This window comes from Allocatelliglobosispora scoriae, assembly GCF_014204945.1.
Lineage (GTDB): Bacteria > Actinomycetota > Actinomycetes > Mycobacteriales > Micromonosporaceae > Allocatelliglobosispora > Allocatelliglobosispora scoriae.
Map to the genome: position 1 here is coordinate 919,637 of NZ_JACHMN010000001.1, position 25,687 is coordinate 945,323.

At 68.5% G+C, this 25,687-nt stretch carries 22 protein-coding genes and 1 pseudogene; 13 read left to right on the plus strand and 10 right to left on the minus strand.

Features of this window, described 5'->3' with window-relative positions; translation table 11 throughout:
- Positions 1 to 219 precede the first annotated feature (219 nt).
- Positions 220 to 693 carry a hypothetical protein gene (locus tag F4553_RS04215; protein ID WP_184832252.1) on the minus strand — a complete coding sequence of 158 codons (474 nt, stop codon included), beginning with the start codon at positions 691 to 693 and terminating at the stop codon, positions 220 to 222.
- Between the two features lie 236 nt (positions 694 to 929).
- Between F4553_RS04215 and F4553_RS04220 the strand changes: the two genes are divergently transcribed.
- Both F4553_RS04220 and F4553_RS04225 read left to right on the plus strand, forming a co-directional pair.
- Positions 930 to 3,776 (plus strand): hypothetical protein, encoded by a 2,847-nt coding sequence (locus F4553_RS04220; protein WP_184832254.1) that lies wholly within the window; start codon positions 930 to 932, stop codon positions 3,774 to 3,776.
- An 82-nt stretch (positions 3,777 to 3,858) separates the two neighbouring features.
- Positions 3,859 to 4,677: an acyltransferase domain-containing protein gene (locus F4553_RS04225; RefSeq protein ID WP_184832256.1), complete on the plus strand. Its 819-nt coding sequence runs from the start codon at positions 3,859 to 3,861 to the stop codon at positions 4,675 to 4,677.
- Between the two features lie 226 nt (positions 4,678 to 4,903).
- On the opposite strand, the gene F4553_RS04230 is transcribed toward F4553_RS04225, so the two are convergent.
- Positions 4,904 to 5,851 carry a hypothetical protein gene (locus F4553_RS04230; protein WP_184832258.1) on the minus strand — a complete coding sequence of 316 codons (948 nt, stop codon included), beginning with the start codon at positions 5,849 to 5,851 and terminating at the stop codon, positions 4,904 to 4,906.
- Positions 5,852 to 5,994: 143 nt separating this feature from the next.
- On the opposite strand from F4553_RS04230, the gene F4553_RS04235 reads away from it, so the two are divergent.
- Positions 5,995 to 8,877 carry an AfsR/SARP family transcriptional regulator gene (locus F4553_RS04235; protein ID WP_184832260.1) on the plus strand — a complete coding sequence of 961 codons (2,883 nt, stop codon included), beginning with the start codon at positions 5,995 to 5,997 and terminating at the stop codon, positions 8,875 to 8,877.
- Positions 8,878 to 8,956: 79 nt separating this feature from the next.
- Here F4553_RS04235 and F4553_RS04240 read toward each other — a convergent pair whose 3' ends face one another.
- Positions 8,957 to 9,634, minus strand: coding sequence for an alpha/beta hydrolase (locus tag F4553_RS04240; protein WP_184832261.1), 678 nt, complete (start codon positions 9,632 to 9,634; stop codon positions 8,957 to 8,959).
- Between the two features lie 231 nt (positions 9,635 to 9,865).
- Between F4553_RS04240 and F4553_RS04245 the strand changes: the two genes are divergently transcribed.
- Entirely contained in the window at positions 9,866 to 10,168 is a 303-nt protein-coding gene (locus F4553_RS04245; protein ID WP_184832263.1) for a ricin-type beta-trefoil lectin domain protein, read from the plus strand.
- Positions 10,169 to 10,393: 225 nt separating this feature from the next.
- On the opposite strand, the gene F4553_RS04250 is transcribed toward F4553_RS04245, so the two are convergent.
- The 3 genes and pseudogenes from F4553_RS04250 to F4553_RS43125 form a co-directional block, all read right to left on the minus strand.
- Complete coding sequence (locus F4553_RS04250) at positions 10,394 to 11,398, minus strand: Fe(II)-2OG oxygenase family protein (RefSeq protein ID WP_184832265.1); 1,005 nt, start codon at positions 11,396 to 11,398, stop codon at positions 10,394 to 10,396.
- A gap of 332 nt (positions 11,399 to 11,730) precedes the next feature.
- Positions 11,731 to 12,873, minus strand: a complete 1,143-nt coding sequence (locus F4553_RS04255) for an MFS transporter (RefSeq protein ID WP_184832267.1) — start codon at positions 12,871 to 12,873, stop codon at positions 11,731 to 11,733.
- A gap of 270 nt (positions 12,874 to 13,143) precedes the next feature.
- Positions 13,144 to 13,346, minus strand: a pseudogene (locus F4553_RS43125) (IS30 family transposase); the annotation flags it as partial.
- 242 nt (positions 13,347 to 13,588) lie between these two features.
- Here F4553_RS43125 and F4553_RS04260 point away from each other — a divergent pair.
- A complete protein-coding gene (locus tag F4553_RS04260; protein ID WP_184832269.1) occupies positions 13,589 to 14,791 on the plus strand; it encodes a right-handed parallel beta-helix repeat-containing protein in 1,203 nt (400 codons plus the stop codon).
- Positions 14,792 to 14,918: 127 nt separating this feature from the next.
- Positions 14,919 to 16,226, plus strand: coding sequence for a glycosyltransferase (locus tag F4553_RS04265; RefSeq protein WP_184832271.1), 1,308 nt, complete (start codon positions 14,919 to 14,921; stop codon positions 16,224 to 16,226).
- A 617-nt stretch (positions 16,227 to 16,843) separates the two neighbouring features.
- Here the strand turns inward: F4553_RS04265 and F4553_RS04270 are convergent.
- Together F4553_RS04270 and F4553_RS04275 are read right to left on the minus strand one after the other, a co-directional pair.
- The gene (locus F4553_RS04270; RefSeq protein ID WP_184832273.1) at positions 16,844 to 17,197 is read right to left on the minus strand and encodes a helix-turn-helix domain-containing protein; all 354 of its coding nucleotides are present in this window, start codon (positions 17,195 to 17,197) and stop codon (positions 16,844 to 16,846) included.
- 302 nt (positions 17,198 to 17,499) lie between these two features.
- Positions 17,500 to 17,742, minus strand: a complete 243-nt coding sequence (locus tag F4553_RS04275) for a hypothetical protein (RefSeq protein ID WP_184832275.1) — start codon at positions 17,740 to 17,742, stop codon at positions 17,500 to 17,502.
- 356 nt (positions 17,743 to 18,098) lie between these two features.
- Here F4553_RS04275 and F4553_RS04280 point away from each other — a divergent pair, with 356 nt between their 5' ends.
- The 3 genes from F4553_RS04280 to F4553_RS04290 all read left to right on the plus strand — a co-directional run bounded on the left by F4553_RS04280 (position 18,099) and on the right by F4553_RS04290 (position 20,190).
- A complete protein-coding gene (locus F4553_RS04280) occupies positions 18,099 to 18,773 on the plus strand; it encodes an ElyC/SanA/YdcF family protein (protein ID WP_221469688.1) in 675 nt (224 codons plus the stop codon).
- A 68-nt stretch (positions 18,774 to 18,841) separates the two neighbouring features.
- Complete coding sequence (locus F4553_RS04285) at positions 18,842 to 19,336, plus strand: hypothetical protein (protein WP_184832287.1); 495 nt, start codon at positions 18,842 to 18,844, stop codon at positions 19,334 to 19,336.
- A gap of 89 nt (positions 19,337 to 19,425) precedes the next feature.
- Positions 19,426 to 20,190 carry an alpha/beta fold hydrolase gene (locus F4553_RS04290; protein ID WP_184832295.1) on the plus strand — a complete coding sequence of 255 codons (765 nt, stop codon included), beginning with the start codon at positions 19,426 to 19,428 and terminating at the stop codon, positions 20,188 to 20,190.
- A 4-nt stretch (positions 20,191 to 20,194) separates the two neighbouring features.
- On the opposite strand, the gene F4553_RS42230 is transcribed toward F4553_RS04290, so the two are convergent.
- Positions 20,195 to 21,505, minus strand: coding sequence for a sensor histidine kinase (locus F4553_RS42230; protein WP_184832297.1), 1,311 nt, complete (start codon positions 21,503 to 21,505; stop codon positions 20,195 to 20,197).
- Between the two features lie 243 nt (positions 21,506 to 21,748).
- Positions 21,749 to 22,297, minus strand: coding sequence for a hypothetical protein (locus F4553_RS04300; protein ID WP_184832299.1), 549 nt, complete (start codon positions 22,295 to 22,297; stop codon positions 21,749 to 21,751).
- Between the two features lie 196 nt (positions 22,298 to 22,493).
- Between F4553_RS04300 and F4553_RS04305 the strand changes: the two genes are divergently transcribed.
- The 4 genes from F4553_RS04305 (at position 22,494) to F4553_RS04320 (ending at position 25,609) form a co-directional block, all read left to right on the plus strand.
- Positions 22,494 to 22,667 carry a hypothetical protein gene (locus F4553_RS04305; protein ID WP_184832301.1) on the plus strand — a complete coding sequence of 58 codons (174 nt, stop codon included), beginning with the start codon at positions 22,494 to 22,496 and terminating at the stop codon, positions 22,665 to 22,667.
- Positions 22,667 to 23,335 carry a response regulator transcription factor gene (locus F4553_RS04310; protein WP_184833224.1) on the plus strand — a complete coding sequence of 223 codons (669 nt, stop codon included), beginning with the start codon at positions 22,667 to 22,669 and terminating at the stop codon, positions 23,333 to 23,335. The genes F4553_RS04305 and F4553_RS04310 overlap by 1 nt, the downstream gene beginning before the upstream one ends.
- A gap of 75 nt (positions 23,336 to 23,410) precedes the next feature.
- On the plus strand, positions 23,411 to 23,989 hold the full coding sequence (locus F4553_RS04315) for a hypothetical protein (RefSeq protein ID WP_184832305.1): 579 nt from the start codon (positions 23,411 to 23,413) through the stop codon (positions 23,987 to 23,989).
- A 183-nt stretch (positions 23,990 to 24,172) separates the two neighbouring features.
- Complete coding sequence (locus F4553_RS04320; RefSeq protein ID WP_184832307.1) at positions 24,173 to 25,609, plus strand: phosphatase PAP2 family protein; 1,437 nt, start codon at positions 24,173 to 24,175, stop codon at positions 25,607 to 25,609.
- Positions 25,610 to 25,687: the final 78 nt, after the last annotated feature.

Sequence of the window (25,687 nt, forward strand, 5' to 3'; positions counted from 1 at the left end):
AAGCCATCTCGAATGTCACCTATCGGTGCAGCAGACCCGGGTGACACCCAACGTGACGAGGCATGTGCGGTTGATCGGCTCGTTGCCGTGCGAGCGCGCTGCAGCCTAGGCAGTAGAGATGGCCATGTCCCAGGTGTCCCCCGCGGTTGCCACGGATCGTTGCGGACGAACACTTGCCATGAAGCTAGCTGGCAAGGGTTGCCGTAGTGGGTCCTTCGCTCACCGTGGCGCCGGTGGTGAGGCACGCCAGCGGCTGCATGTTGAAAGGGTGAACGTACCGGTGTAGGTGTCGCCAGCGAATTCACCGCTGGTAACAGTACCGGTCGCCAGGACGACGACCTCGCCGAGCGGCCGCACGGCCACCGAGTTGGTGAACGCGATGGTGCTGTACGCACCGGTGTTCCAGGAGATGGTGAACTGTCCGGCATGGCCGCCCGTCAGACAGCTGAGAGTGCCGTTGCCCGAAGCGGTATACGTGCCCGAGGTGATCGCGGCATCGGACGACACGCAGCTGGTCAGCGTACCCACCGCGTCGATGTGGACGGTCTGCGCCGTGAGCGTCAGGCCCGGGGTGAAGGTGGCGGTGTTCGTGCCCCCACAGATCAGGTCGACACCTGCGGCATCGGCCGGCGCTACGGCCAGAGTGGTCGCGAGAGTGACGATGGCGAGTACAGCTGCCGCTTGACGGAACATTGACGTCTCCTGTTCGTCGAAACGACAACCCTCACGCCGTACGCCGTGAGGCGTCAACGGACTGTTCCGCCACGCGTAACAGCCGAGCTACGCCCCAAGTGAGCCCGCCCGCCTGGTTCGGCTCGGAACCCTGCGGGACAACACACATAGTGACCTTGCTGTATTGTGATGAGCTTCTATGGCGAGATGGTCACGTACTCCACGTGCCGTGCCGCAGCCTTCGGTGGAGACTACGCATGCCCGGCTCAACGGCACACGGCTCGGCAGGTTCGGCGACCCCGCGCGACGGCGCCCGCTGGCTGCGGGAACTGATCGACGACATCCGCGCGCGGCCGACGGCGCGTGAAGGCGACCTGCCGCTGCCGACGCTCCTTTTCCGCGGCCAGGCCGACGATGTGGCCGCGGTCGCCGACGCGCTGGGCGACCGGCACAGCCGCGCGCCTCAAGCATCCGTCGCCGTCGACCCCGCCGTCGGCGGTCAGCCGAGATACCAGGTTTTCGCCGAGGTCCTCCGCCTGGCGGCAGAGAAGCTGTCATCGACGGCGCCGCGCGGCGAAGCCAGGATCCGATTCCCCCTGCTCCACCACGTCCTGTGGCTCATCAGCATGTCGCCCAACCCTCAGGGCACGGCCCTCGACACCCACGTCAAGCAGGAGGTCAGCAGCCGGCGCCGGGCGCTGACGAACGGCCACGGCAAAGACAGCATGCGCGCCAACATCCGCGCATACGTCGAAGGCCCCATCGCGGCATGGGTGCCCATCGCCTCCCTGACCAGCCTCGTCACGTTCGTCGCCTGGGACATGGCGGTCGGACCCGCGCTCGCATCAGCGGGCCTCGCCCTCGTCGGCGTCCTCGGCCAGATGTGGGTCAAATCGCGCAGCTGGGCCGGAGCCCGCCGGTACCGCTGGTTCAGCCGGCAGCCCTACGGCTGGACGGAGCACGAGCGGGCGCGGGACCGGCCGACCGACGTCGACTCCTTCGCGATCCGCGTCGTCACCCTGCGCGGCGCGGCCGCGGCGACATCCAGGTCGGTCACGGGGTATGCGGCACGGCGACGCGACGAAGCGCCGGCGGCGAACGACACCCTCGAACTTCTGCTGGTCAACGCGTTCCTCGAAGACCTGCGCCAGGCATACGAACGCAGGCTGTGGAAAATCTGGCGGCGGGTCACCTGGACCCGGACGATCTACCCGGCCGTCCTGCTCACCGGCCGCTGCATCCCGCTGGCGGGGCGGATCGAGGAGGTACGCGGGCAGACCGTCGCCTGGGACCCGCTGCTGCTGATGGCCCTGCCCACCGATGAGGATTCCGTCACGGACACCCTCGCGCCGGCCGACGCGTCGATCTCGGCCCTGACCCGTCCGGAGGAACTCGACGCGCTGTGGCAGGCATGGACGGACGACCTGCACCGGGTGCGCCGCGTCGGCTCCCGGCGAATCGTCCGTATCGACGTCGAAGCAGAGCATGCCGAGTTCCTGCGCAACGACGGCTTCACACCGCGGCCGGTCCGAGGCAAGCCCTTCCTGTCCCGGTTGTGGGTCGCGGCCACCGCGGCGGTCGCCCTGCTCGCCGCGCCGACCGTCTACGTGCTCGCAGTGCAGTTCGGGTCGTGCGTACCCGAGATCAAGCGGGTCCCGTCAGGCGAGTGCATCGGGATCGGCCGAGACGGCTTCGTCCTCGCCGATCGCCTCCGGTCGGTAACCGACCACATTGCCGCGAACAATGCCAAGATCATGGGTTCGAACAGCCCGTACGTCACCGTGTACCACTTCGGTGCCTTCAGCGCCCCGGCGTCTCCCGGTGCCGCGGACGACCTCCTCGCCGACGCACACGGCGAACTCGTCGGCGCAGCCCTGCTGCAGGACAGCCTCATCGACGTCAGCAAGGACGGCACCATTCCGCAGCTGGTGATCCTGCCGGTGAACGCGGGCAGCGAGTATGCGTACGCCGATCTGGCGGTCGACGCGATGCTGGCGCACATGGACGACGACAACGCCATCGGGGTCATCGGGGCGAACGAGAGCCGCGAGTCGGTCCGCACCGCGATACAGCGCCTCAGCGGCCGAGTCCTGCCGGTCCTGCCCACGGCCGCGACCTACGACGAGCTCGCGATGGTCGACGGAAACTACCTGCCCTCCGTCTTCCCGCTGGCTCCGCCGAACTCCGAAATGGCGAAGTACACGGCCAACTGGATGGTCCACGGGATTCCTCCGACGGCCGGACTGCCTCCGGAGAAGTACGTCCTCCCGGCAGCCAAGCGGGTCACCGTCGTCACCGACTCGACGAAGACCGACCTGTACGCGACCGACCTCGGCGCGGACGTCTTGGCGGAGTTGCGGAAGCTGAACCCGCAGATCAACGCCGACGAGGTCAACTTCGCCGGTGCGGCCAGTGTCGAATCAGTGATCGGACCCGTGTGCAGGTCGCGGAACCGGCCCGAGATCCTCTACTACGCCGGGAGGTCGAGCCAGTTCGGCGCGTTCCAGGCGGCCGCAGCGAAGTCCTGTGCCGGCATCATCGTGATCGCCTCCGACGCGGTGACCGAATACATCACCGACCGCAAGCCGGCCCTCACCGACTCCCGGATAGAGATCTTCTATACACCGCTGGCGTCGGCAGAGGTATGGCAGTCCGTGCCGGTCGCCCACCGGACACCCTTCTACACCAAGTTCCGGGAACTCGTCGACAAGCTGAAGGTGCCCGCCGCTCAGCAGCCCTCGCCGGTCTACGCGGCTATGGCCTACGACGCCGCCGACGCGATGACGCAAGCGGCCAAGAACGCCTTCCGCGTCCAGCGGGCCGGCGACCCCGAAGCGCACATCGTCGACCGCGCCGGAGTGGCCCTGGCCCTGACCAAGCTGGGACCGATCAACGGCGCGAGCGGACTCGTCGATCTGCACGGCGATCCGGACGGGCATCACGCGCGCCAGCGCCCCGTGATGCTCATCCGGATCGCCACACCCGCGAAACCCGGCGACACACCAGCATCCGACCAGCAGGTGGTCGCCCAGTGCGGTCAGCTCTACACCGACCAGCCCACCCAGCCGGACTGCCCCGAGGAGCAAAAGCCCTCCGGAGGCTGACGGAACCCTGCCGCCCTGGACGGCCGGGCCAGGTGTGTTCGCTCCCGGTGACACCCCGCCTGCGCGCCTCTACGTTTACCTCATGCCCGACACGCTGCTCGCCATGCTCCTCGACCTGGCCGTTCCGCACGAGGATGTCGCCGCCGTACTGTCCACGGTGATTCCGCCCGAACTGGCCGCCACCTTCGAGGCGCACGTCCGCCAGCTGACCGAGACCGTCGGCACGGTCACCGAGCTGCCGAGATGGGAGCTGCCGCCGGGCGCACCGGCGTTCTATTTCGTGCACGTCTTCGCCGCAGCACTGCCACACGTGCAGCGCTACCACCAGCAGCGGGACATCCCGCAGGAGCTATCCCGGTTGATCCTCACCGACCTCGGGCGCCAGCTGGCGGTCCACCGCCGCCGCACCGGCACGGCCGGCATGGACACCCACAACTGGATTACCCGCCACTTCCAGGGCCGGATCTACCAGCTGGGACGGCTCCAGTTCGAACAGATGACCCTCTTGGGGAGCGTCGCGGCGAGCATGGCCGCAGCCGGGCTGCCGTACCGGGAGGGGGACCCGGTGCTGTCCATCCACATTCCCGAGTACTGCGGACCGTTCACCCCCACCGCGGTCGACGCCGCCCTGGCACAGGCGCGGCCGTTCTTCGCCCGGCACTTTCCAGAGATCAGGTACGAGATCGGCGTGTGCGAGTCGTGGATGCTCGACCCCCAACTCACCGAGCACCTTTCGCCGGACTCCAACATCCTCGCCTTCGCCCGCCGCTTCGTCCTGTCGCACACGACACCCGGCGACAGCATCCAGCGGTTCGTGGCCGGAGGAAGCCGCCTGCACAGGGCGGTGGCGGCCGGCGGGACCTGGCACACCGGTTCCGGATACCTGCTGCTGCCGTCATAGGTGCGCTCCATTGCGGCACGGGCCCCGGTTCGGAAAAGCTCACCTGTCGACCCGCCCATGGACAGCTGGGGCGCTCGATAGCCCGCCTTGGCTCTCGGATGCGCGACGTGTGGCTCAAGGGGGTCGGCACCAGCCGCCATTCCGGTGCGGCTGACGAGTGCAGGCGGCGCGGCCATCGCGCGACAACGGTGGTTGTCGCGCGATGGCCGCTGGGATAGGTGCGGGATCAGGCGGCGAGGGTCTGCAGGTCGGCGCGCCCGCCACAGGTGTTCGGTCCGACGTTCTTGAACCAGATCAGGATCTGGCGCTGGGATGATCCGTCACTGTTGATGCGCTGGACGTAGACCATGCGCGTGACCTCGAACTGGCACGAGGGGTAGCTGCCCTGGGGTGTCACACCGACCAGGTAGGTCGAGGTGACGGGGTTGGCGTTGTTCCAGGTCTGGCCCCAGGTGACGCCGGGGGCCACGGTGGCGACGTTGAAGGTGTAGCTCACGGCGGTGGAGGCGAGCCGGATGTCGGCCTGGCAGGTGACCGTGCCGACGTTCTTGAGCTCCCACCAGAACTGGCGGCTCGAGCTGCCCGGCTGCACGTACCAGTTGCGTGTCACCTGGAACTGGCAGGCCGCGGAGCTGGTGGCGCCGGTCGGGTTGAGGGCGACTATCCAGTTGGTGTTCACCGGGATGTTCCAGAGGTGCACCTGGGTGCCGCCCGGGCTGACGCCGCCGGTGGAGCTGACGACCGAGCTGCTCACGGCGGAGAGCTGGACCGTTGCCGCGCAGGCGATCGAGCCGACGTTCTTGAGGGTGAACTGGAACTGCCGCTGCCCGCCCCACAGCTGGACGTACCGGCTGCTGATGGTTTCGAACTGGCAGGTGGCCGAGGTGGTGGCGCCGGCGGGGTTGTAGCCGACCACGTAGGCGGCGTCTGCTGGTGCGTTGTTCCAGGTCCAGCCCTGTGTGCCGCCGACGGCGACGGTGCCGGTGTACCACGTCGCGGCGAGGCCGTTGCCGCCCTTCGAGGCAGCGCCGATCTCACCGGTGGCGATCGCTGCGGCCCGTGCGTCCCGCGACGGCAGTTGTGAGGGCTGGTCGGCCTGTGCGGTGGCGGCCGACGTGATGACCATGCCGAGGGCCGTCGCGGTGAGGACGACCGCGCGGACTATTCCTCTCATTGGTGCTCCTTACACGCTGATCCGGGCCTGGTGCCCGGCGTCGATCTCAGGTTGCGCGGGTCGGTTTGCCATCGGCTATGCGTTCATTAGCCGCCCCACTAGCGATATAGTCATAATTAGAGATGCATCAATATGGGGGGTCCATGAAATGGCGCCTGCTCGGTCCGGTCGAGGCCGTGGTGCGGGGCGAGCAGGTGCCGCTGGGGCGGCCCCAGCAGCGCGCCGTGCTGGCATGCCTGCTGCTCAACGCCAACGTAGTGGTGTCGACGGAACAGCTGGCCGAGGCGCTGTGGGGCGGGGCCCTGCCCTCGAGCGCACGTACGCAGGTCCAGGTCTGCGTCTCCCGCCTGCGACAGCTGACCCGTGCCGCGGACGTACCCGACATGATCTTTTCCGATTCCGGAGGGTACCGCCTCGAGCTCGCCGACGACGCCCTGGACGCGGCGGTCTTCTCCGCGCTCACCGCGGACGCCCGCCGGCACGCCGACGCCGGTGAACACAAGCGGGCCGCCGCCCTGCTGCGGCAAGCGCTGGCGTTGTGGCGCGGCCCGGCGCTCGCCGGCGCGTCCGCCGCATTCGTTCCCGCGGCCGCCGCCAGCCTCTACGACAAAAGGCTGGCCGCCTATGAGGACCTGTTCGACGCCGAGTTCGCGCTCGGCCAGCACGCCGCCGCTGTCGCGCCGCTGCGCGGGTTGGTGGCGGAGAACCCCTGGCGCGAAAGTCTCGCCGCGCGGTTGATGACGGCGCTGGCCGCGTCGGGGCATCAGGCCGAGGCGCTGCAGGTGTTCGAGCGGATCCGCCACCAGCTCGCCGACGAGCTGGGCGTCGAGCCGGGAGCGCAGCTCGCGAACGCCCACGTGCAGGTACTGCGCCAGCAGTATCCGCCGAACGAGCCCCCGCTGGCCGTCCACGACAACGGACCCGGGGTGAGCCCGGCTCAACTGCCCGCCGACCTGCCCACCTTCACCGGCCGCGAGGACGCGCTCGCCGCGATGGACGCGATGCTCAGCCGGGCCGGAGAAAGCACCACCATGGAGGTCGTCGCGATCATCGGCACGGCCGGGGTCGGCAAGACAACCCTGGCGGTCCGCTGGGCGCACCGGATCGCCGAGCGCTACCCGGACGGCCAGCTCTACGTCAACCTGCGAGGATTCGACCCCAGCGGTCCGATGATGACGCCCGCCGAGGCGGTGCTCGGATGTCTGGAGGCCCTCGGCGTACCACCCGACCGCATCCCCACCCACCTGCCCGCGCAGGTGGGGCTGTACCGAAGCCTGCTCGCGCGCCGCCGCACGCTGGTGGTGCTCGACAACGCCCGCGACGGCGACCAGGTCCGCCCCCTGCTGCCCGGCAGCCCGCACTGCCTGGTGGTGGTGACCAGCCGCAACCGTCTCGACGGCCTGGTCGCCTCCGAAGGCGCCCGGCCGATCACCGTCGACCTGCTGACCTCCGACGAAGCAACACAGCTACTGGTACGGCGCCTCGGAGCAGACCGGGTGACCGCCGAACCCCAGGCCGTCGACGAGATAATCGAACGGTGCGCGGGGCTGCCGCTGGCGCTGGCCGTGGTCGCCGCCCGAGGGACGGCGAACCCCGCGTTCCCCCTGGCCGCCCTCGCCGCCGAGCTACGGGAGACGCACCGGCTGCTCGGCGGATTCAACGGCGGAGACTCCGGCGTCGACGTGCAGACGGTCTTCTCCTGCTCGTACCGAAACCTGACGCCAGCGGCCGCACGCCTGTTCCGGCTGCTCAGCTGCCACCCAGGGCCCGAGATCGGCGCCCTCGCCGCAGCCAGCCTGGCCGGACTCCCCCGCGACCGGGTGCACCTGCTGCTGTCCGAACTGACCCACGCACACCTGGTGACAGAACACGCACCGGGCAGGTTCGGCACCCACGACCTGCTGCGCGGGTACGCAGCCGACCTGGCCGCAAGCATCGACGCACCCGACGAGCGGCAGGCAGCCGGCGGGCGCGTCCTGGACCACTACGTGCACACCGCCCATGCGGCCGCACTGCTGCTGCAACCCGGCTGGGACCCGATAACCCTGACCGAGGCCCGCCCCGGGGTGACAACCGCGGAGGTCACCGACCACGACCACGCGCTGGCCTGGTTCACCGCGGAGTACCGGGTCCTCCTGGCCGCAGTTGTGCACGCGGAGCGCACCCGGTTCGAAGGACATGCCTGGCGGCTGGCCTGGACCCTGGTGGACTTCCTGCAACGCCGGGGCCACTGGCCGGACCTGGCCGCCGCACAGCGGACAGCCCTCGCGGCAGCACAACGCTCCGGCGACCGGCCCGGACAGGCCAGCGCTCATCGCGACCTCGCCCGCGCGCTCGCCCGACTCGGCCAGCCCGAGGAGGCGGAGGACCACTATCACGCGGCGCTGAAGCTCTTCGCTGAACTCGGTGACCGCACCGGACAGGCACGGACCCACCGGGCGTTCGGCGCGATGCTCGACAGGCTCGGCCGGCACACTGAGGCTCTGCACCACGCCGAACAGGGACTGGACCTGTACCGCGCCGCCGCTCACCTCCCCGGGCAGGCCAGCGCAGAAAACGGGGTGGGCTGGGCGCACGCCCAACTCGGCCAGTACGGACCGGCGCTCGACCACTGCCGGCGGGCGCTGGTGCTGCTACGCCACACCGCCGACCGGCACGGCGAGGCGAACACCTGGGACAGTCTCGGCTTCATCCACGACCGGCTCGGCCACCACCGCAGGGCGGTCCACTGCTACCACCGCGCGCTGGTCCTGTACATACAGATCGGCGACTCGTACGACGAAGCGGACACCCTGACACGACTCGGTGACAGCCGACTCTCACTGGATGACCGAGCAGGCGCCATACGCACCTGGCGAAGGGCCCTGCGCATCCTTGAGGAACTCAGCCATCCCGCCGCCGAGGGGGTTCGCGACCGGTTGAACCGCTCAGCCCTACGGCCGCCGGGCAGCGGAGGAAACGCCCAGACTCTGGATCTCTCGGTTGCCAAGACACAGAACCAGCTGGACGACGCGAACCAGTCTTGAGTGCCTGACGCAAAGCCAGGCCCATGTACGCCAGGGCCGTATTCGCGCGGAATGCGGCATGAGCGCGCCTTCCGCCACGTCACCGCCCGAACGCCCACGCCACCATCAGCGGGAACTCTCGTCGCCAGAACACGTCGCCATGCGACCCGGCACGCTCGTTCACGACGACGTCTGCGCCCGCGTGGCGAAGGGCCGTCGCCCACCGTGTTGCGTTCTCCAGGAAGAACGGCTCCTGTATGCCGGCGACGATGTACGTACGCGGGAGTCGAGCCGGCATCACCGCAGGGGGCTGGTAGCCCGCGCCCGGGGAGGCACAGAAGACAGCCCCGAAGACGTGCGGGTGTCGCAAGCCCATGGCGAGTGCGAACTCTCCGCCCGCCGAGACACCGAACACCGCGGTCCGCTCGGCGGGCAGCGCCACTCCGAACCGTGTCCTCGTCCACCGCCGCACGTCTCGGACGAGGAACGCCTCATGAGCGGCGAACCGCTCCGGATCGAAGCCCGGTGAGTACTCCTGGAGCCGGAGCGTTTCGTCGACCGGCCGGTGAACCGCCACCACCATCGTGGGCCGTACACCGGCCGCCACGAGGTCTGCACCCCATGACGAGATGACCTGCCCGTCACCTGCGAAAACGATCGCCTCGGGCGGATCGGGCGGCACGAACACCGTCACCTGCCGGCCACCGTCATGGTCGAAGACCTCGGTGACGAACCCGCCCGAACCCGCGCCGACAGAAGCACCATCAACCACCCCCATGTCTTCAAGTGTCTCGTCCCTACAGATCGTCGCACCGCTCGCCGCCCCGAGAGCAGCTCGGCGCGGTCGACCGCACCGAGGATGGGCAACCGGAACCGACGCAGCCGACGCCCGCGACAACTCCGATAAGGTCATGCAGTACTCCGCGAAGCCGCCGGCCAGCTCTCAAGTGGGCGTTTATGAAGGGGTTGTTGACGGGCTCGCGTGTTGTCGTTGTGAGCCTCCTCGGTCATGATCGGCACCATGAGCGGGAAGTTGACGTCTGGTCGACCGGCGGAGTCGTCCACGGTGACGGTCGTGGTCTGCGCGCCTGCGGGCCTGCCTGGCTACCGTGCGATCTTCGAGCCCGAGGGCAGTACGCGGGACATGGCTCCGGGCGACAGTGTGACAGTCGAATTCGCCGGCGGCGGGCCGAAGACGATCGAGGTCTATCCGTTCGAGGGTGGCCTGGTGATCTGGCGCCCGCTGGATGTTCCGTATGAGGACATTGTGGTGACGGACCAGGCCGGCAACCGTGTCGAGGACATCTACTGATGCGCCGGCCCCGTCATGACGGGGGCCGGTGGTGAGCTGGTCGAGGTTATATGCCTGCTGCCGGTGTGCCGGGGGTGGGACGACGGACCATGCCGCTGCTCTCGGGCCTGCGGATCGTGGCTTCACGATATTCCAGTGGCTCGGTACCGGCCGGTCGCCACCGGCCGGTACCAGCTCAGGCCTCTGACCTAGTCTTTAGGCGAATCAGTAGGGGCGAACGCGCTGTCAGCCGTTGACGACAGCGTAGCGATCGTCAAGGAAATACTTCTCGTGTTCGCGCAAGCTGAACACGGTATGCGACTTGATCAACCAGCGGTGGGCGAGCTCGTCAGCATCCCCGACGTGAACGACCTCTCGCCCATGAATGACCGACCGATTACAGAAGCTCACCGCATCTCCCGGGCGCGTCACACGCGTCTTCTTTACCCGGTGAAGCGCTTCGATGACGCGGCCGAACACCTCGTCGGCCTCATGGTCCGCGCCCCTCGTGCGTCCTTCGAAGATCTTCAGACCTCGACCCTCGGGGTCGATGATCGGATGGGCTCCGACGGGGTCGAGCTTCTTCAGCTTCGAAGCGCCCGAGGAGTCATCGACCGGTGTGGTGAAACGCGCTTCGGCCAAGATCTCGATATCGCTCGGGGAGAGCTCGCGGAGCACATCCACGTTCACGGCGAATGTCGAATAGACTTCATTTTCAGGCGTGTCGCGCAGGGTAATGGTGTTGATGAAGTCCGGTGCAACGAAGTGAGTTGGAAAGTCCCTGTGGAACTTCAGCGTCTTCAGCGTTTTCGCTGACTGCAGGTCGTACATCGAAGACTTCGGGTAGATGTCATGGAAGAAGTCACCATCGTTGACCGTCAAATGGGCGATCGTTTCGGTGTCGGTGAGTTTCGCGTAAGCAGCCAAGAATGCCTCGGCGACGAAGGTCGTCTTTCTCGCCAGCTTGTCCGACCGAGGATCCTCGTTGCTGAGGACGGGAATCACATCGTCGATCGGGCAGTTGGACATGACGACGATCGGATGGGTGTCGAAATCTCTGCGCGCGGTTTCCGCGGCAAAATCGACGAAGCGCTCCGGCAATTGTGAAGCGAGTTCATCGATGTCATTTTTGAAGTTGCGGTAGCTCTCGTAGGGGCTGGCCTTGACGCGCGCAAGCACCTCTTTCGCCGCCGCAAGCTCGTCACTCGTGAACTCGAAGTCCACTGGAATCAAACCGATTTCGTTGGCCACGTTGCTCTCCTCACACCCCGAATGCCGCTCGCCACGCGGGGGTAACGAGCCAGCCTGTGCGAATCCAACTGGTATGCAGTTATTTGGGCAGATCTAGTTTCTCCGCACGATCGCAAGATGTCAATGAGTCAATCTTGGTAATCAGGCATGACTGTGGTCACAATCCATCCTGACGCCGGTCGATTGGTTCTACTAGCGTTCGTCGATAGGCCCCGCCAGCCTCGCCCCCGTTGGTCCGGCAAGATCGCCGCCGCCCGTCCCGTGCTCCTCCAGGTCGAGCACAGCCGAACCACATGATCACACCAACGTCACGCCCGGCAACCGGGATGGGCTCAATGAGCCTCCGGCCGGCCGCGCAGCAGGAGCGCCGCAGCGCCCGCAGCGGCAAGGCACACTGCCGCGATGACGGGCATGCTCAGATAGATCGCGTGCTCCAGGCCCGAATCGCGCGCGAGCCATCCGATGACGACGGCGGTGCTCCCCTGCGCCAGGTACGCCGAGAGGTACATGGTGGACAGGGTGCCGGCGCGTTCGCGGCCCGAAGCTGATGCAGTGACCAGTCCGAGGCCGCCGTAGAACATGAGGCCGTAGCTGGCGCCGCTCAGAGCTGAGGCGGTGAGAAAGATGGGGAGCGAGTCCCACTGCCCGGCCGCGACGATGCCCGTGGCGCTGACCGCAGCGAGACAGCCTCCGATAGACACGGCCTTGCCGGATGAGAGCTTTTTGGAAACAAGCGAGGCGGGAAGGATGGCGACCGCCCAGATGGCGAGCGCCAGTGCCGCCAGAAAGACATTGCTGGTGCCGACCAGCTGCTTCACGATCTGCGCCCCGACTGCGAGGATGACTGCCCCTGTCATGAACGCTGCTGTGATCGAAGCGACGCCGACAGAGAACGCGCGCCGGTTCTGAACCGGAAGTCGGATCGCCACCGGGCGCCAGCTGTCAGTCCTCACTTGCCTGGTCTCCGGTAGGAACCACACGAGGATCAACAGCACAACCGCAGCTCCGAGCAGCACCGCGAACGGCAGTCGAGTGGGCAGGGGTGCGTACTGCACGAGGGCACCGCTTATGAGCAATGACGCTGCGGTGCCACTGGCTGTTGAAGCGGTGTTCACCGAGCTCGCCAGCCGCGTGTTGTTATCAGTGGTGAACTCCACCAGGGCCGCACTTGCCGCACTCATCCCGATGCCGACACCCATGCCTTGCAGAGCGCGAGCGACAAAGAGGGCGGGGACCCATTCGGTGGCGACGAAGATGCTGGTCCCCGCAACGATCACAGCGAGGCTTGTGAAGAGGACTCGCCGGCGACCAACGAGATCGGACATCGCACCACAAGCGATGAGCGTCGCGACCAGGGCCACCGGGTAGGTCGAGAAGAGCGCTGTTGTGGTCAGCTCGGTGACCCCCGGCTGCTCTGCGTAGATGGGATACACCATTGCCGGCGCGCCGCTCGTCCACAGCGCGACGAACAGCACAGCCGCCGCGGTAGCGAAGGATGCGGTCGGCGGAAGAACGGGACGTGGACGAGTGCGCTCCTGTCCGGGCGCCCACGGCCGCGGCCTCTGAACATGCCGGTCTGACTCCTGTGTCACGGTCCCCCCTGGCAGCGGATTGCCCTCGGCTGCTACCGAGGGCAATCCCGAGTGATGAAATGACGACCTGACTCGACAGCAATCCGGGCCTCCGCGTGTCCCGTCACCCGGAGGTGGCGCTTCTACATGTAGGCCGAGGACGCATGGGCGAGGTCAGTCAGTGGGAGCATTGGCCTCGACGAGTTCGGTGAATATCTCGGAGGGTTCCAACCGTAGATCTTACGGGCCTGGTCGTTAATCTCGGAAGCCACCATGGCCGGGTATTTGGGTCGGAGATGATGGAATGGAACGCCCCGGAGGAAATACTCGCGCAGGATCCGGTTGGCGTTATCGTTGCTGCCGCATTGGCCAGGTGAGGTATCCGACGGACACGATCGCCATACCCCTGAACCACCCATGCCATCCCCAGTACCGGCGCGGTTCAGAGCTGGTGAGTGATCTTCTGGTGTTGATCGCGACACATTCCTGGGTTTGTTCGTTGGCACTGCGGAGTACGCAGGCAACCGGGGGTAGCGCGATGGGATCGGCACGGGCGTACCGGCGACGCTGGACGAACGCGATCGGCCTGGCGGTGGCGGCCGTGGCAGGGATGTTCACGGTGGCGACTCCGGCTTGGGCTGCCACGGTGATCGTGGGCCCGGACGGGTTCGCCACGATCCAGCAAGGCGTCGATGCCGCTGCGGCGGGCGACACCCTGCTGATCCGTGCCGGTACCTATCCGGAGAAGGTGGTGGTGGGCAAAGCGCTGACGGTCTCCGCTGAGGCCGGTGCCCGGATCGAGGCGCCGACCGATTCGGCAGGTCTGCTGATCACCTCCGACGATGTCGTCGTCACCGGCCTGGAGCTATCGTGTCCGCAGAACGACCTAGGCTATAACCGGGCCATCGAGGTGGCGTCCGCGGACCGGGTCGAGATCGCCGGGGTGGTGTTGCGTTCCTGCCTGCGTGGCCTGTCGCTGGTCAACGCGACCGATGTCGCGGTCCGCGACTCGTCCTTCATCGGCAATGGCAGACCGAGCTCCGGGGCGAGCATCTGGGCGGACGACACCACCGGTCTGCAGATCGTCGACAACACTTTCGCCGCCGACCGCGGTTACGGCATCAACCTCAACGGCGTGAGCAGTTCCCGCGTGACCGGCAACGTCATCGGACCTACAGCTTCGGCGATCATCGCCACTCGAGTGACCGACGTGACCATCTCGACCAACACGATCGGGCGCACCACGGGAACCGCGGTCTTCCTCTCAGCCGCCGACCGGGCCACCGTGCAGGGGAATACATTCTCCGGCGGCGGTGGTAACGGCATCAGCTTGACGAGCGCCCTCGGCGGGCCGTCGTCGGGGATCCTCGTGGACGGCAACGACCTGTCCGGCTTCCGCAACGGCATCAGTGTCGGCGCTCGCGCGCTGTCCGGACCGATGGTCATCAGCAACACCCGCCTGCTCGGCGAGACCAGCAGCGGCCTGACGGTCGCGGCCGGCGCTGGAGCGACCGTCGACGCGACCGACGGCAACGAGTGGGGATCCTGCGGCCCGACCGCCCCCGACCACGGTTACGACGGCGGCGGTTCGAACCTGATCGACCCCGATCTCCTCGTCGCCTTCGAGAGAGCCACCTGCCCGAGCGGAGGACCGACTCGCACTGCCGTACCCGGCCCGCCAAGCTCCACCGCGGGACCCGGGACCGGCCAGCTGCCGGCAACCGGCTTCGGAATGCGCACCTGGCTCAGCGCCGGGCTCCTGATGCTCGGCGCGGGGATGCTGCTCCTTCTCACGGGCCGCACGCGCCGCCAGCTCCGCTGAGCCTCCCGACAGGGGTAATGGCTGCCGATTTGTCGGTTCCCCTCGCAGCGGAACCATCCGTTGTCGGCCCGGCCGCAGGCGGTCAGACTCGAATGCAGATGCTTCCCGGCGACTCCTGGGAGGGCCCATGGCTCGCGTATTGATCTGCGGCTTCCCGCAGCCGGGGCATTTCCGGCCGATGCTGTCCATCGCCCGCCGCCTCCTGTCTCGCGGTCACGAGGTCTGCTACTACACCTCCGGCATCCGGGAGGAAGAGGTTCGGGCGGCGGGTATGGATTTCGAGCCGTTCCGCTCGGCGGCGGCGGCATTCGATGAACTCGGCGCAGGTTTCACCAGCAGCTCCGTCAAAGATGTGAAGGACATGATCCGCCGCGTCGTCGTCGCTCCGGCCGCCGGCTACATCGCTGACATCAGCGATGTCCTCCGGCGGCGCCCGGCGGATGTCCTCGTCGTCGACTTGGCGATCACCGGGCCCGGCTGGCTCTACGAGACCGGGAACGCTCCGCCGTGGGCGACGGTCAATCTCGCCCTGTACGCGGACAGCGACCCCAACGCTCCTCCGTTCGGGTTGGGCATGAGATTCCGCAGCGGCACCTACGGACGGATGCGCAACGGCACCCTCCGCTGGATCGTCGATCGGATCTTCTTCCGAGAAGTCATGACCGAGTTGAACGCCCTTCGCCGGTCTCATGGGCTCGAGCCGGCAGCCGTGCTCTCTGCGGCGACCATGTCTCCCCTCCTCTACGTCCAGGCCGGCAGTTTGGCTGCCGAGTACCCGCGACGGCGGATTCCGCCGCAGGTCCACTTCGTCGGAGTGATCGACGAGTCCCGGGATCGCTTCGACCCTCCGCAGTGGTGGCACGAGGTAGCCGAATCGACCCGACCCGTCGTCCACGTGACCCAGGGCACGGTGGCGACACAGGCCGAGTCCCTCCTCATTCCCGCCATGCGCGCCCTGGCCGACGACGACGTGCTCGTCGTGGCCACAACAGGCGGTCCGGATGTCGCCACGCTCGGCGCCGTGCCGAGGAACGCCCGGGTCGCGCCCTTAATCCCCCACTCAGCGCTCCTTCCTCACGTCACGGTGATGATCACCAACGGCGGGTACGGCGCGATGCAGACCGCCCTCGCCCACGGCATTCCGCTGGTGATGGCCGGTACTTCCGAGGACAAACCAGACGCCTGCGCACGCGTCGAATACGTCGGCGCCGGGATCGACCTGCGCACTGCGACGCCCGATGACGCATCGATTCGCGACGCCGTGCTGCGCGTTCTCCACGATCCCCGGTTCCGCGCGGGAGCGGAGACGGTCGCCGCCGACCTGGCCCGGCATCACGGTGCCGCCGAGGCTGCGGCACTGATCGAAAACCTCGCCGCCGCACGTCGGCCCGTACTCAGACAAGAGCACGGCGATGGCACACCACGAGCAGGCTGAGGTCGAACCGAGCACCAGACCGAACAGCATCGCGGCGATCCCTGCGCCCCTATCGCGGCCGGTGGCGTGACCGCCCACCTGACATCAGCAGCCGGCACCACCCTGGGCACCGGTTCTGGACGCTGACCCAGCCGTTTCCCGTCAGGCTCCCCGTTCCCGTCTTCTGCCCCCAGATCGCGGTGCGGTGGCGCTGCCCGGTCAGCGTCCACCGCAGCGGAGGCGGACGCCGACCGGGCACGGACCCTTAGACGAGAAAGAAATTCCAGTCCTGGAACGTGGTGTGATCGCACGTCCGGAGGCGGACCCCGTTAGACGTGCTCGCGTCAGCGACCGCAGCAGCGCTGCGGCGTCCTGTTCGGTGGTCGGCAGCGCGCTGCCGACCACGCCGAACGCGCGGAGCAGGTGCTGCAAGGCCTCGGCCTCGGCCAACGGCGCACGGTGGTCGAATCCGTGCATGTTCACGAACAGGCAGCCGTCGGGGAACAGGTCGCGATGCGCGTGTGCCCAATGGCTCACCAAACGCGGTCTTGCCCGCTCCGGCCATTCCGGTGACGAGCACCGTTCGGACGCCACCGGCAGCCTGTGCCTGTCCTGCCAGGCGGGTCAGCGCTGCCAATTCAGCACGGCGACCGGCGAAGCCGCTCGGTCCCGGTGGCGCTGCCGCGAGCGGCGGGCCGACGCTGGGTAGCGCCCAGGGCCGGCCCGGCAGCGGGTCCTGTCGGCTGCCGCCCCGCCGCCACCCAGAGCCGGTGCAGGCTCACGGTCTCGTCCTGGCTGACCGATGCGGTTTCGGCCAGGCGCTGGACGATCAGGTAGTCCTGCGGCACAGCCTGACCCTGGCAGTAGCGGTGCAGCGCGGCCCGGCTGATGAAGGACCGTCGCGCCCAGTCGCGCAGGTTCAGCCCGGCCGCTGCCTTCGCCGAACGCAGCGCGGCCGCGAACTCCGCCATCGCCGGGCTTCGGCCGGTCACAGGTCCCCCGTTTGAGCTGTTCAGGCGCCATCACAGCACAGTCGTCAATGTCAACGAACCCTACCGACATTGCCCGGCCGTCGAAACCCTGTCCCCGCCCACCGTCGCCGCCGCAGGTCAGCTGGCAGGTCTTGTCCCGGGCCGTCACCCGTATGGGACAAGAGCGGCCGCACGACGACGAGCGCCCCATCTGTTCCTCGATCGGCATTCGAAGCCGGTGGAGGGTCCGACCCACCTGACGCACAGCACCGGCTGCGCGTCAGAGCCGCCTCGTCAGGCGGTGAACCGTCGCCTGATCTCCTTTACGGGTTGCAGGTGGGGACCGAGAGGTCGCCGCGGCAGTTCTCCGGGCACGACATGACCACCTTCGCGATGGCGTCGGCGACCGCCCGGGCGTGTGCGGCGAGGTCTTGGCCCAGGGACGCCGCCACCCGCGCGAAGATCAGCGTGCGCAGCCAGGCGATGGCGTAGATCAGCAGGAGCATCCAGAGAATCACAGCCAGGAAGCCCAGTCCGAGGAACCACAGGACGACGGCGAGGATCACGATGACGATGAGAATCCAGAGGTTGACCGTGATGAAGGGCCGCAGAACCGCAGGATGGCCGTCACCGTGGTCAGAGCGCGGCAGGCGCCGGCGAATGCGGCGCGGGCAGCGGTCAGTTCGGCCTTGGCGCCCGTGCAGGCCGGGGTGTTGCACAGATCCGGCGGGATCACGGGAGGAGGGAGGGGGTCGTCCCCCGGAGGCAGGGTACTCACGCGCGTCACTGTAAAGGCGGCCGGGCGGATGTGGTGTGCTGTGTCGCCCTTCCAGCAGGAGCGCAATGCACCGCCACCCACACCTCACTTAGGGTGATGAGCGTTTCACTGAATGAATGTGCCGCCTGTGTTCGGGAGATGCAGATGCTGGAACTGTCGAGTGGGTTGTCCTCGTGCGTGGTGGCGGTCCAGCAGCGGGGTGACGACCCGGTCGAGTGCCGCCAGCGGGTCGAAGCCGGGGTGCGTACCTACCTCGCGGTGTCCCGGACCGTGCCCGACGCCCGGCTGATCGTCGTCGGCGGCGCGTCCGGAGACATCGGCCCCGACACCATCGCGTCCTGGTGCGAGCACGGCGGCGCCGTCCCCACCGTCCTCAACACCTCCCAGAACACCAGGGACAAGGCGGAGTCCATAGCCGACTACGTCCGCAGCACCGGGGTGAGCACGGTCATCCAGGTGACCTCGCTCTACCACTCCCTGCGCGCCTACCTGACCACCCTGGCGGCCCTCGACACCACCGCGCCCGGCACCGCGCTGATGAACGTCGCCAGCGACACCACCGACCTCGACGTGATAGCCCACTGCGTCACCGACGAGATCTTGCTCGCCACCACCGCCGAGCCACGGCTGCGCTTCACCCTCGACGCCGGCGACGTCGCCGCAGCCACCGAGGACCCGGCGTACCGCACCTACCTGACCCGCCGCGAAGGCGAAGCCCGGCGCATCGGCGCATACGCAGAGACCGGCAAGCGACACCTGCGCACCGACCTGAGCGTCAAGGACATCCTGGCCACCTACCTCCCGCCCACCTATCCCTGACCCGGGGCATCCGCCAACGGGCACCTATGGCTGTTCCGCTTGCGCACGCGGGAAGCAGCCTGTCGTCGATGAAGGAGCAGCGCATGTTCTTGTCACTGCCCAATTGGGCGATGGCCCCCGTTCGCACGGGCTGGGCCGTCAAGCCGATCCAGTTCGGGCTGCTTCCGAGCGGAACGCTCGCTACGTCCGAGGTCGCAGGCACGGCACCGACCGAGGAAGAGGGCAAGATCTTCTTCTTTGAGGCCCGGATCGCCGAAGAGTCGGCTGGTTCCGACAACGGCGACACGGGCAGTCCCGGATGGCGGCTCATCGCCAAGGGCCCGGCAGCTATCACTGGCGGCTACTTCGAGTTCTACGGCAGCTACGGGCTGGATCTGGGGCGCAGCCTCAGACTGGACGGGCCGAAGCGGGAATTCAGAGTGCTCGCCCGCGAGTTGCGCGCCAGCGAACAGGACAGGCACAGCCGTCATACGCTGGAGTTGGCGAGTAAGAAGCCCGGAAACTACATCGGAGACACGTTCGTCGCCGGGACGGGCACCACGACCTTCCGACTGATCAGCTGAGCGGAATCGGTTCTCCGCCGTCGCCCGCGTACACGCATCGGGCCGGGCACCGGTCAGCGTAAGCGTCGGCGAAGCATTACCTTGATCAGGTGAACCATGCTTCCGCACCCGCACAGGAGGCGACCGGCGTCGAGCCCCGGGTCGTCACCGTCGCTCTCGGCAGCATCCTCGTGCGCTACCGCGAGTACGGCCGCCCCGACGCGCCCGCGCTGGTGCTGCTGCACGGGGGGACGAGCAGCGCGGCCACCTGGGACCGGCTCGCCTCCACACTCGCCGGGCAGGGGTGGCGGACCGTCGCGGTCGACCTGCGGGGCCACGGCGGCAGCACCCGCGCCCTCACGTACCCCCTGGACGCGTACCACGTCGACATCGTCGGCCTGCTCGACGCGCTCGGCCTGGACCGGGTGGCGCTCGTCGGCCATTCGCTCGGCGCGTATGTCGCGTCGCTCGTCGCGGCCGCACGACCCGAGCTGATCAGCCACCTCATCCTGGAAGAGCCGCCGGTGCCCGGCCGCGACGACACCGACGAGGACGGCCTGTACGCGCCACGGTTCCTGCTGGAGAGCCTCGCGCTGCTGGTGCTGCGGCGCGGCTACCACCGGCGTGCAGTCGTCTCCGCGTTGCGGCAACTGCACCGCCCCAACCCCGAATGGTGGCGCCGGCTCGCGACGATCCGGGCCCGGACCCTGGTGGTGTGGGGCGGACCGGCGAGCCACCTCTCGCACGAGCGCCTCGCCCTGGTGACCGCCGCGGTTCCCGGCGCCCGCCTGGTGACGATCGACGCCGGCCACCTCGTCCACAGCAAGCGTCCGGCGGAGTTCTACGACACGGTCGCCGACTTCCTGGCGTCCTGACAGGTCAGGCCGGCGGCCTGCCGGCTCCCCCGCCCACCGGCGGCAGCGGCAGCTCGACCCGCACGGCGGTCCCGCCGCCCGGCCGGTCCCCGACGGCGAACACGCCTCCGGCCAGTGCCACCCGGGCCGCGATCCCCCGCAGTCCCGCACCGTCCGGGTCCGCGCTCCCCCGGCCGTCGTCGGTCACCTCGATGCGCAGTACGGCCGGCTCCGCGCAGACCCGGGCCCGGATATCGGATGCCCGGGCGTGTTTGACCGCGTTGGTCAGCGCCTCGGCGACGACGAAGTACGCCGCCGCCTCCGTCTCCGGGGCGAGCCGCACGTCGGCCACCTCGACCTGGACGGGCCGCGGCAGCTTCGACGCCAGGTCCCCGACCGCGGCGGCGAGGCCCGACCGGACCAGGAGGTCCGGTGCCCGCCCGGCGGCGAGGCCGCGCAAGTCGTCCAACGCGACCCGGAGGTCGCCCACCGAATCCCGCAGCAGCGCCTCCGTCGCGGGGTCCCCGACGGCCTGGCGGGCCAGCTGCAGATTCAAGGCCAACGCCACCAGCCGGCCCTGGACTCCGTCGTGGAGGTCGCGTTCCAACCGGACCCGCTCGGCCAGCGCGGCCCGGTCCGCGCGCTCGCGCTCGGCGACGATCCGCTCCGCCTGGTCCCGCACGGTGGCACGGAACACCGCCCGTTCGATCAGCACCCGCAGCTCGTCGATCACACCGGCGGCACCGGTCTGGTCCGGTTCGGTGTCGGAGCCGTACAGGATGTACGCCATCACCTGACCGCCGACACCGGCGACCAGCTCGACGTGACCGCGGTGGCGCTCCGACGGGCCGGTCACAGGTCGGCCGTCGACGTCGACCCAGCCCCTGGCCCCCGGCAGTGCCAGGATCAGCTGCGCCCGGGGATCGTCGAGTGCGGCCCGGATCGCGTCCTGGGCGAGCTGCCCAGCCGTCTCGGCCGACGGGTCGTAGGGACTGTCGGCCAGCACCCGGCGTAGGTAGCGCGCGGCCAGGTCGACGGCGATCTGGCGGCGCGGATCGGCCCGCCGCAGCAGCCACCGCTGGCACCTGCGCAGGACCGGATGGACGGCGACCGCTACCGCCGACGTCAACACGACAGTGGTCCAGACGACGTCGCCCCGGGTCGCCAGGGCTGTAGCGGACCCGACGCCGAGCACCGCCATGGCGGCGAGCAGACCGGCCAGCACCACGATCGCGCGGCTGAGGAGACCGGGTCGTCGGCGCAGACCCGGCCCGGACCGCCGTGCCGCCCACAGGCCGGCGCTGCGGACGTGACCGCGCTTCACGTTCTGGATCACTGCCGGAGTGTCTCATCCGGCACTGAACGGCTTGTGCCCTCGGCGCGGCGACGAGGTCAAACAGCCGCCCGACCGTTACCCGAGACGGTCGGCGAGGCATCTGAGGTGTTAGAGCGCACCACGCTCATCGCGCGGTCGAGGTCGGGCACGTGGTGCGCGAGCCGCCTCGATGCTGCCCACTGCGCGAGGCGGCCTACCGGTCCTCACCTTCCGCTGCTCGGGAGCGTGCGGCGAGCGACCGCTTCAGCGGGTGCATTTCCAGGTGACCGAGCCGTTGATGGTGCCGCCCTTGCTGTCGGCCAGGCCGGTGAAGGTCCAGTCCCCGCCGCCGTCGGCGCCTACCGTGACGGTCGTCGTGCTGGAGTCGTTGAGCCGGAACACGCCTTTGGGGTCCAGCAGCAGGGTGTTGACGTCGACGCCGCTGGCTGTCCGGCGCTCGACCGAGCGGAGGGCGTAGGTCGCCGGGCCGGCGTAGTCGAGCAAGGTGACATTGACGGTGGGGGTGATGGTGCCGAGCTTGGCGAGGAAGATCTTGGGCAGCGGAAAGCGGCCGTCCTTACCCTTGACGTATTCGCCGCAGGTCTTGGGGAAGGTGGCATTGCCGAGGTTCGGGAAGACCGTCTTCAGCTCGCCCTTGACCGCGACGGTGCCGGAGATGTCGAAAGAGACCGTCAGGGGTGAGTCGCTCGCAGCGCTGTCGCCGGCGGCGCCTTTGGGGGCGGCGCCGGTGGGTGTGGGAGCCGGATCGTCCGGGCCGCAGGCTGCCGCGGCCAGTCCCAGCAGGGCCGCCACAGCCGTCAGGGTGAGTCTTCTCCATGAATCGTGCACGTCATCGCTCCCGCAGTTGCCCCCGTGCGGAACCTTCCGCTCGCGACGTCCGACGTTAGGAAATGGCGGCGGGCTTCGCATCGGTGCCAGCACCTAATTTGTGGTCCGTACTGGCGCGAAAGCCTGGTGCCCGCCTGGTCCGATTCAATATCATTCGGCAATGATCATCGGTACGACGCCGCGTTCCCGGAGCCGTCGGTCGCACGGCGCCGCGCTGCTAGTCCCGCGGGCGGCGGTCGTGTTCGCCGCCGGGCTCACCGGTGAGCAGGCTCGGGATCACCACGCCGGCGGCAAGCCTGCCGCTCACGGTATCGACGCCAGGCTGACCAGGTGATGCGGGTCGTCATAGCCGAAGACATGGTGCTGCTGCGCGACGGGATCGCCCGGATGCTCACCGCGGACGGCATCGACGTCGTGGCCCAGGTCGGCGACGTGGCAGCCCTACTGTCAGCGGTGGACGAGCACCGGCCAGACCTGGCGGTCATCGACATCAGGATGCCGCCGACGTTCACCGACGAGGGCGCTCGGGCGGCGTTGCGCCTGCGGGACACCCACCCGGACCTGGCCATCCTGGTGCTGTCCAACATCGTCGAACCCGAGCTGGCGCTGACGCTGGCCACGGAGCATCCGGCACGATTCGGGTATCTGCTCAAGGACCGCGTGCTCGATACCGCCGACTTCCTCCAGACGCTGCGACGCGTCGCCGAGGGCGGTACGGCCATCGACGCCTCGATCATCGACCGGCTCATGGGCACCGCGGGGAACTCGCGCCTGAACAGCCTGAGCGCCCGCGAGCGGGAGGTGCTGTCCTGGCTGGCACAGGGCCTGACCAACGCGGCGATCGGCCGCCGGCTGCACGTCTCCGAGCGCACCGTCGACGCCCATCTGCGGTCCGTCTTCGTCAAGCTGGACCTGGCGCCCAGCGCCGACGAGAATCGCCGCGTCCGGGCCGCGCTGTCCTGGCTGGGTCAGGACGGCACCCGCGACCCGGTCGCTAGTTAGGTGCTGGCACCGATGCGTCGGAGCCTGCGGCTTTCCTAGATTCGCTGCGCAAGACCTTTTGGATGAGGAGCGCAGATGAAACGAATGGTCTGGTCGGCAGTCATGGCCGGAGTACTGCTGTGTACCGCCGCCTGCGGGCCGGAAGACGCCCCGGCCGCGAACGCACCGCAGAAGGACGACAAGTCCAAGCGGGCTTTCACCACGGTCACCTTCGACCTCACCGGTGGTGTCACCTTGAAGGGCACGACCGAGGCGAACGCCTACGTCGAGGGCGAGATCCTGCTCGGCTCGTGCGCCAAGTACGCCGCCGGCGGCAGCAAGAACGGCAAGACCATCTTCACGATGCCGTACCAGGAGAAGGCCAAGATCGACGGCAAGACGGTTCACCTACAGGCCAACGTCTCCCCGTACCAGGGGCCGGGGACCTATGAGGGCAACAAGGTGCTGACCGGGGTGATGGGCAGCGAGCCCGGACTGTTCATCAACACCGACGGATACTCGGTCGGCTTCGAGAAGGAAGGCGCCACCAGCACCGTGACGGTCAATGCCGACGGCAGCGGGAGCTGGAAGTTCACGCACATGCTCCCCAACAGCTATGCGCTCAAACCCATCGACGGCACTATCTCCTGGACCTGCGGCGAGCGGGACCGCTAGGGTCGCGTCTCGCGGGGCGGCGGTGCAAACGGGTCTGCGGGAATCGTCGTACCGGTGGTGGGTGTCGCGCCGGACTCCCGGTCAGACTTCTCGCGCCGGTTGTCCGACAGGCCTCCCGGCCGAGGCTGCAGGACCGCGCGTCGTCAACGTTTGCGATCCCACGCACTGAGGGCAGCAGTAGGCATGGACACTCCGCCCGCCCCTCGCCTGCCGCGTCCTGCGGGGATGCGCCGGTTTGCCGGTTCGAGCATGGGCGGCCTCGCCGGTACCATGCTGGCGGGTACCGGCTTCGCCGTGCTGCTCCTGCTCGTCCGCGCCCGGTGGCAGCCCCTGGAAGACATCGACCACGGTGTGGCCGCAGCCCTCAACCGGACCGTCGCGGCACACGCCTGGATGCAGCAGGTGCTCCGCTTCATCACATCATTCGGCAGCACGCTGGTGCTGAGCTGTGTCGTCGCGGTCGTCGCCGCAGCCCTGGTCATCCGCGGCCGGACTCGGCTGGCGGTCTACCTACTCGTCACCGGCGTCGGGGCGATCATCATGGGCCCGGCCCTGAAGCTGTTCGTCGGAAGGCTGCGTCCGATCGTCGTCCAGACCGTCGAGCTCGCGCCCGGCAACAGCTTCCCCAGCGGACACGCACTGGCATCATCGGTCTGCTACGGAGCGCTGCTGCTGGTGTTCCTGCCGGTGTTGCGCGAGCGAGCCAGGCGGCCCGCCATCGCCATCGGCGCCGCTCTCGTGATGCTCATCGGGTTCAGCCGCATCGCGCTCGGCGTGCACTTCCTCTCCGACGTCCTGGGCGCGTGGCTGCTCGGCACTGCCTGGCTCATCATCACCGCGGCGGCGTTCGAGACATGGCGGCGCCACACCGGCCGACCGGTCACCGTACCCACATCCGAAGGTCTTGAGCCCGAGGCCGCGCGGGACATCCGCCCCGCACCGGAGCGAGAGCCCACCGACGCCGGCACCGGCTGGCGAGCCGCCGCCGGGCTGGTGGTCGGCTGGATCATCACCTTCGGCATCGTTCTCGGCATCGGCCAGCTCGTCTCGCGAGGCGCGGGATCCAACCTGCTGGGTGACGAGGCCGTCCCCCGCTGGTTCGCCGACAACAGGACGGCAGGCCTGGACACCCTCAGCGAGTTCGCCGCCCTGCTGGGCAGTACCCCCGTCATCGTCTCGGTAGGGCTGACTGCCATGGTGCTGACACTGGCGGCGACACGGCGGTGGCGACCCGCGCTGTTCGTCCTGGTCGTGATGGTCGGAGAGGTGACCCTGTTCCTGGCGACGGTGACGATCATCGCCCGCCGCCGCCCCGACGTTGCCCGCCTCGACGGGAACCTGCCGACGGCGAGCTTCCCGTCCGGCCACTTCGCCGCGACGACCTGCCTCTACGCCACCATCGCCGTCATGGCCCTCATCGCCACCCGCAGCTGCTGGCGGTGGTTCGCGGTCGGCGCAGCGGTCGTGCTACCGCTCATCGTCGGCTGGGGGCGGCTCTACCGAGGCATGCACCACCCGACAGACCTGCTCGGCAGCCTCCTGCTCGCGGGCTGCTGGCTGACGGTGGCGCTGCTCCTGGTCCGCCCCGCCGACGCATGGGCGGACCGGGGCAACGGTTGAGGTGATGAGGATGACCTGGCGAGCCTGATCAAGATCACACTGTTCCCCGCTCGCCGGGACCGCCGCCGACAACTGCCG

Bases quoted from the DNA above. Each gene is read 5' to 3' on its own strand.
- F4553_RS04235 (WP_184832260.1), top strand. From the start codon at position 5,995: ATGAAATGGCGCCTGCTCGGTCCGGTCGAGGCCGTGGTGCGGGGCGAG.
- F4553_RS04265 (WP_184832271.1), top strand. From the start codon at position 14,919: ATGGCTCGCGTATTGATCTGCGGCTTCCCGCAGCCGGGGCATTTCCGG.
- F4553_RS04310 (WP_184833224.1), top strand. From the start codon at position 22,667: ATGCGGGTCGTCATAGCCGAAGACATGGTGCTGCTGCGCGACGGGATC.
- F4553_RS04320 (WP_184832307.1), top strand. From the start codon at position 24,173: ATGGACACTCCGCCCGCCCCTCGCCTGCCGCGTCCTGCGGGGATGCGC.
- F4553_RS04245 (WP_184832263.1), top strand. From the start codon at position 9,866: ATGATCGGCACCATGAGCGGGAAGTTGACGTCTGGTCGACCGGCGGAG.
- F4553_RS04220 (WP_184832254.1), top strand. From the start codon at position 930: ATGCCCGGCTCAACGGCACACGGCTCGGCAGGTTCGGCGACCCCGCGC.
- F4553_RS04225 (WP_184832256.1), top strand. From the start codon at position 3,859: ATGCCCGACACGCTGCTCGCCATGCTCCTCGACCTGGCCGTTCCGCAC.
- F4553_RS04285 (WP_184832287.1), top strand. From the start codon at position 18,842: ATGAAGGAGCAGCGCATGTTCTTGTCACTGCCCAATTGGGCGATGGCC.
- F4553_RS04230 (WP_184832258.1), bottom strand. From the start codon at position 5,851: ATGAGAGGAATAGTCCGCGCGGTCGTCCTCACCGCGACGGCCCTCGGC.
- F4553_RS04280 (WP_221469688.1), top strand. From the start codon at position 18,099: ATGCTGGAACTGTCGAGTGGGTTGTCCTCGTGCGTGGTGGCGGTCCAG.
- F4553_RS04240 (WP_184832261.1), bottom strand. From the start codon at position 9,634: ATGGGGGTGGTTGATGGTGCTTCTGTCGGCGCGGGTTCGGGCGGGTTC.
- F4553_RS04315 (WP_184832305.1), top strand. From the start codon at position 23,411: ATGAAACGAATGGTCTGGTCGGCAGTCATGGCCGGAGTACTGCTGTGT.
- F4553_RS04305 (WP_184832301.1), top strand. From the start codon at position 22,494: ATGATCATCGGTACGACGCCGCGTTCCCGGAGCCGTCGGTCGCACGGC.
- F4553_RS04215 (WP_184832252.1), bottom strand. From the start codon at position 693: ATGTTCCGTCAAGCGGCAGCTGTACTCGCCATCGTCACTCTCGCGACC.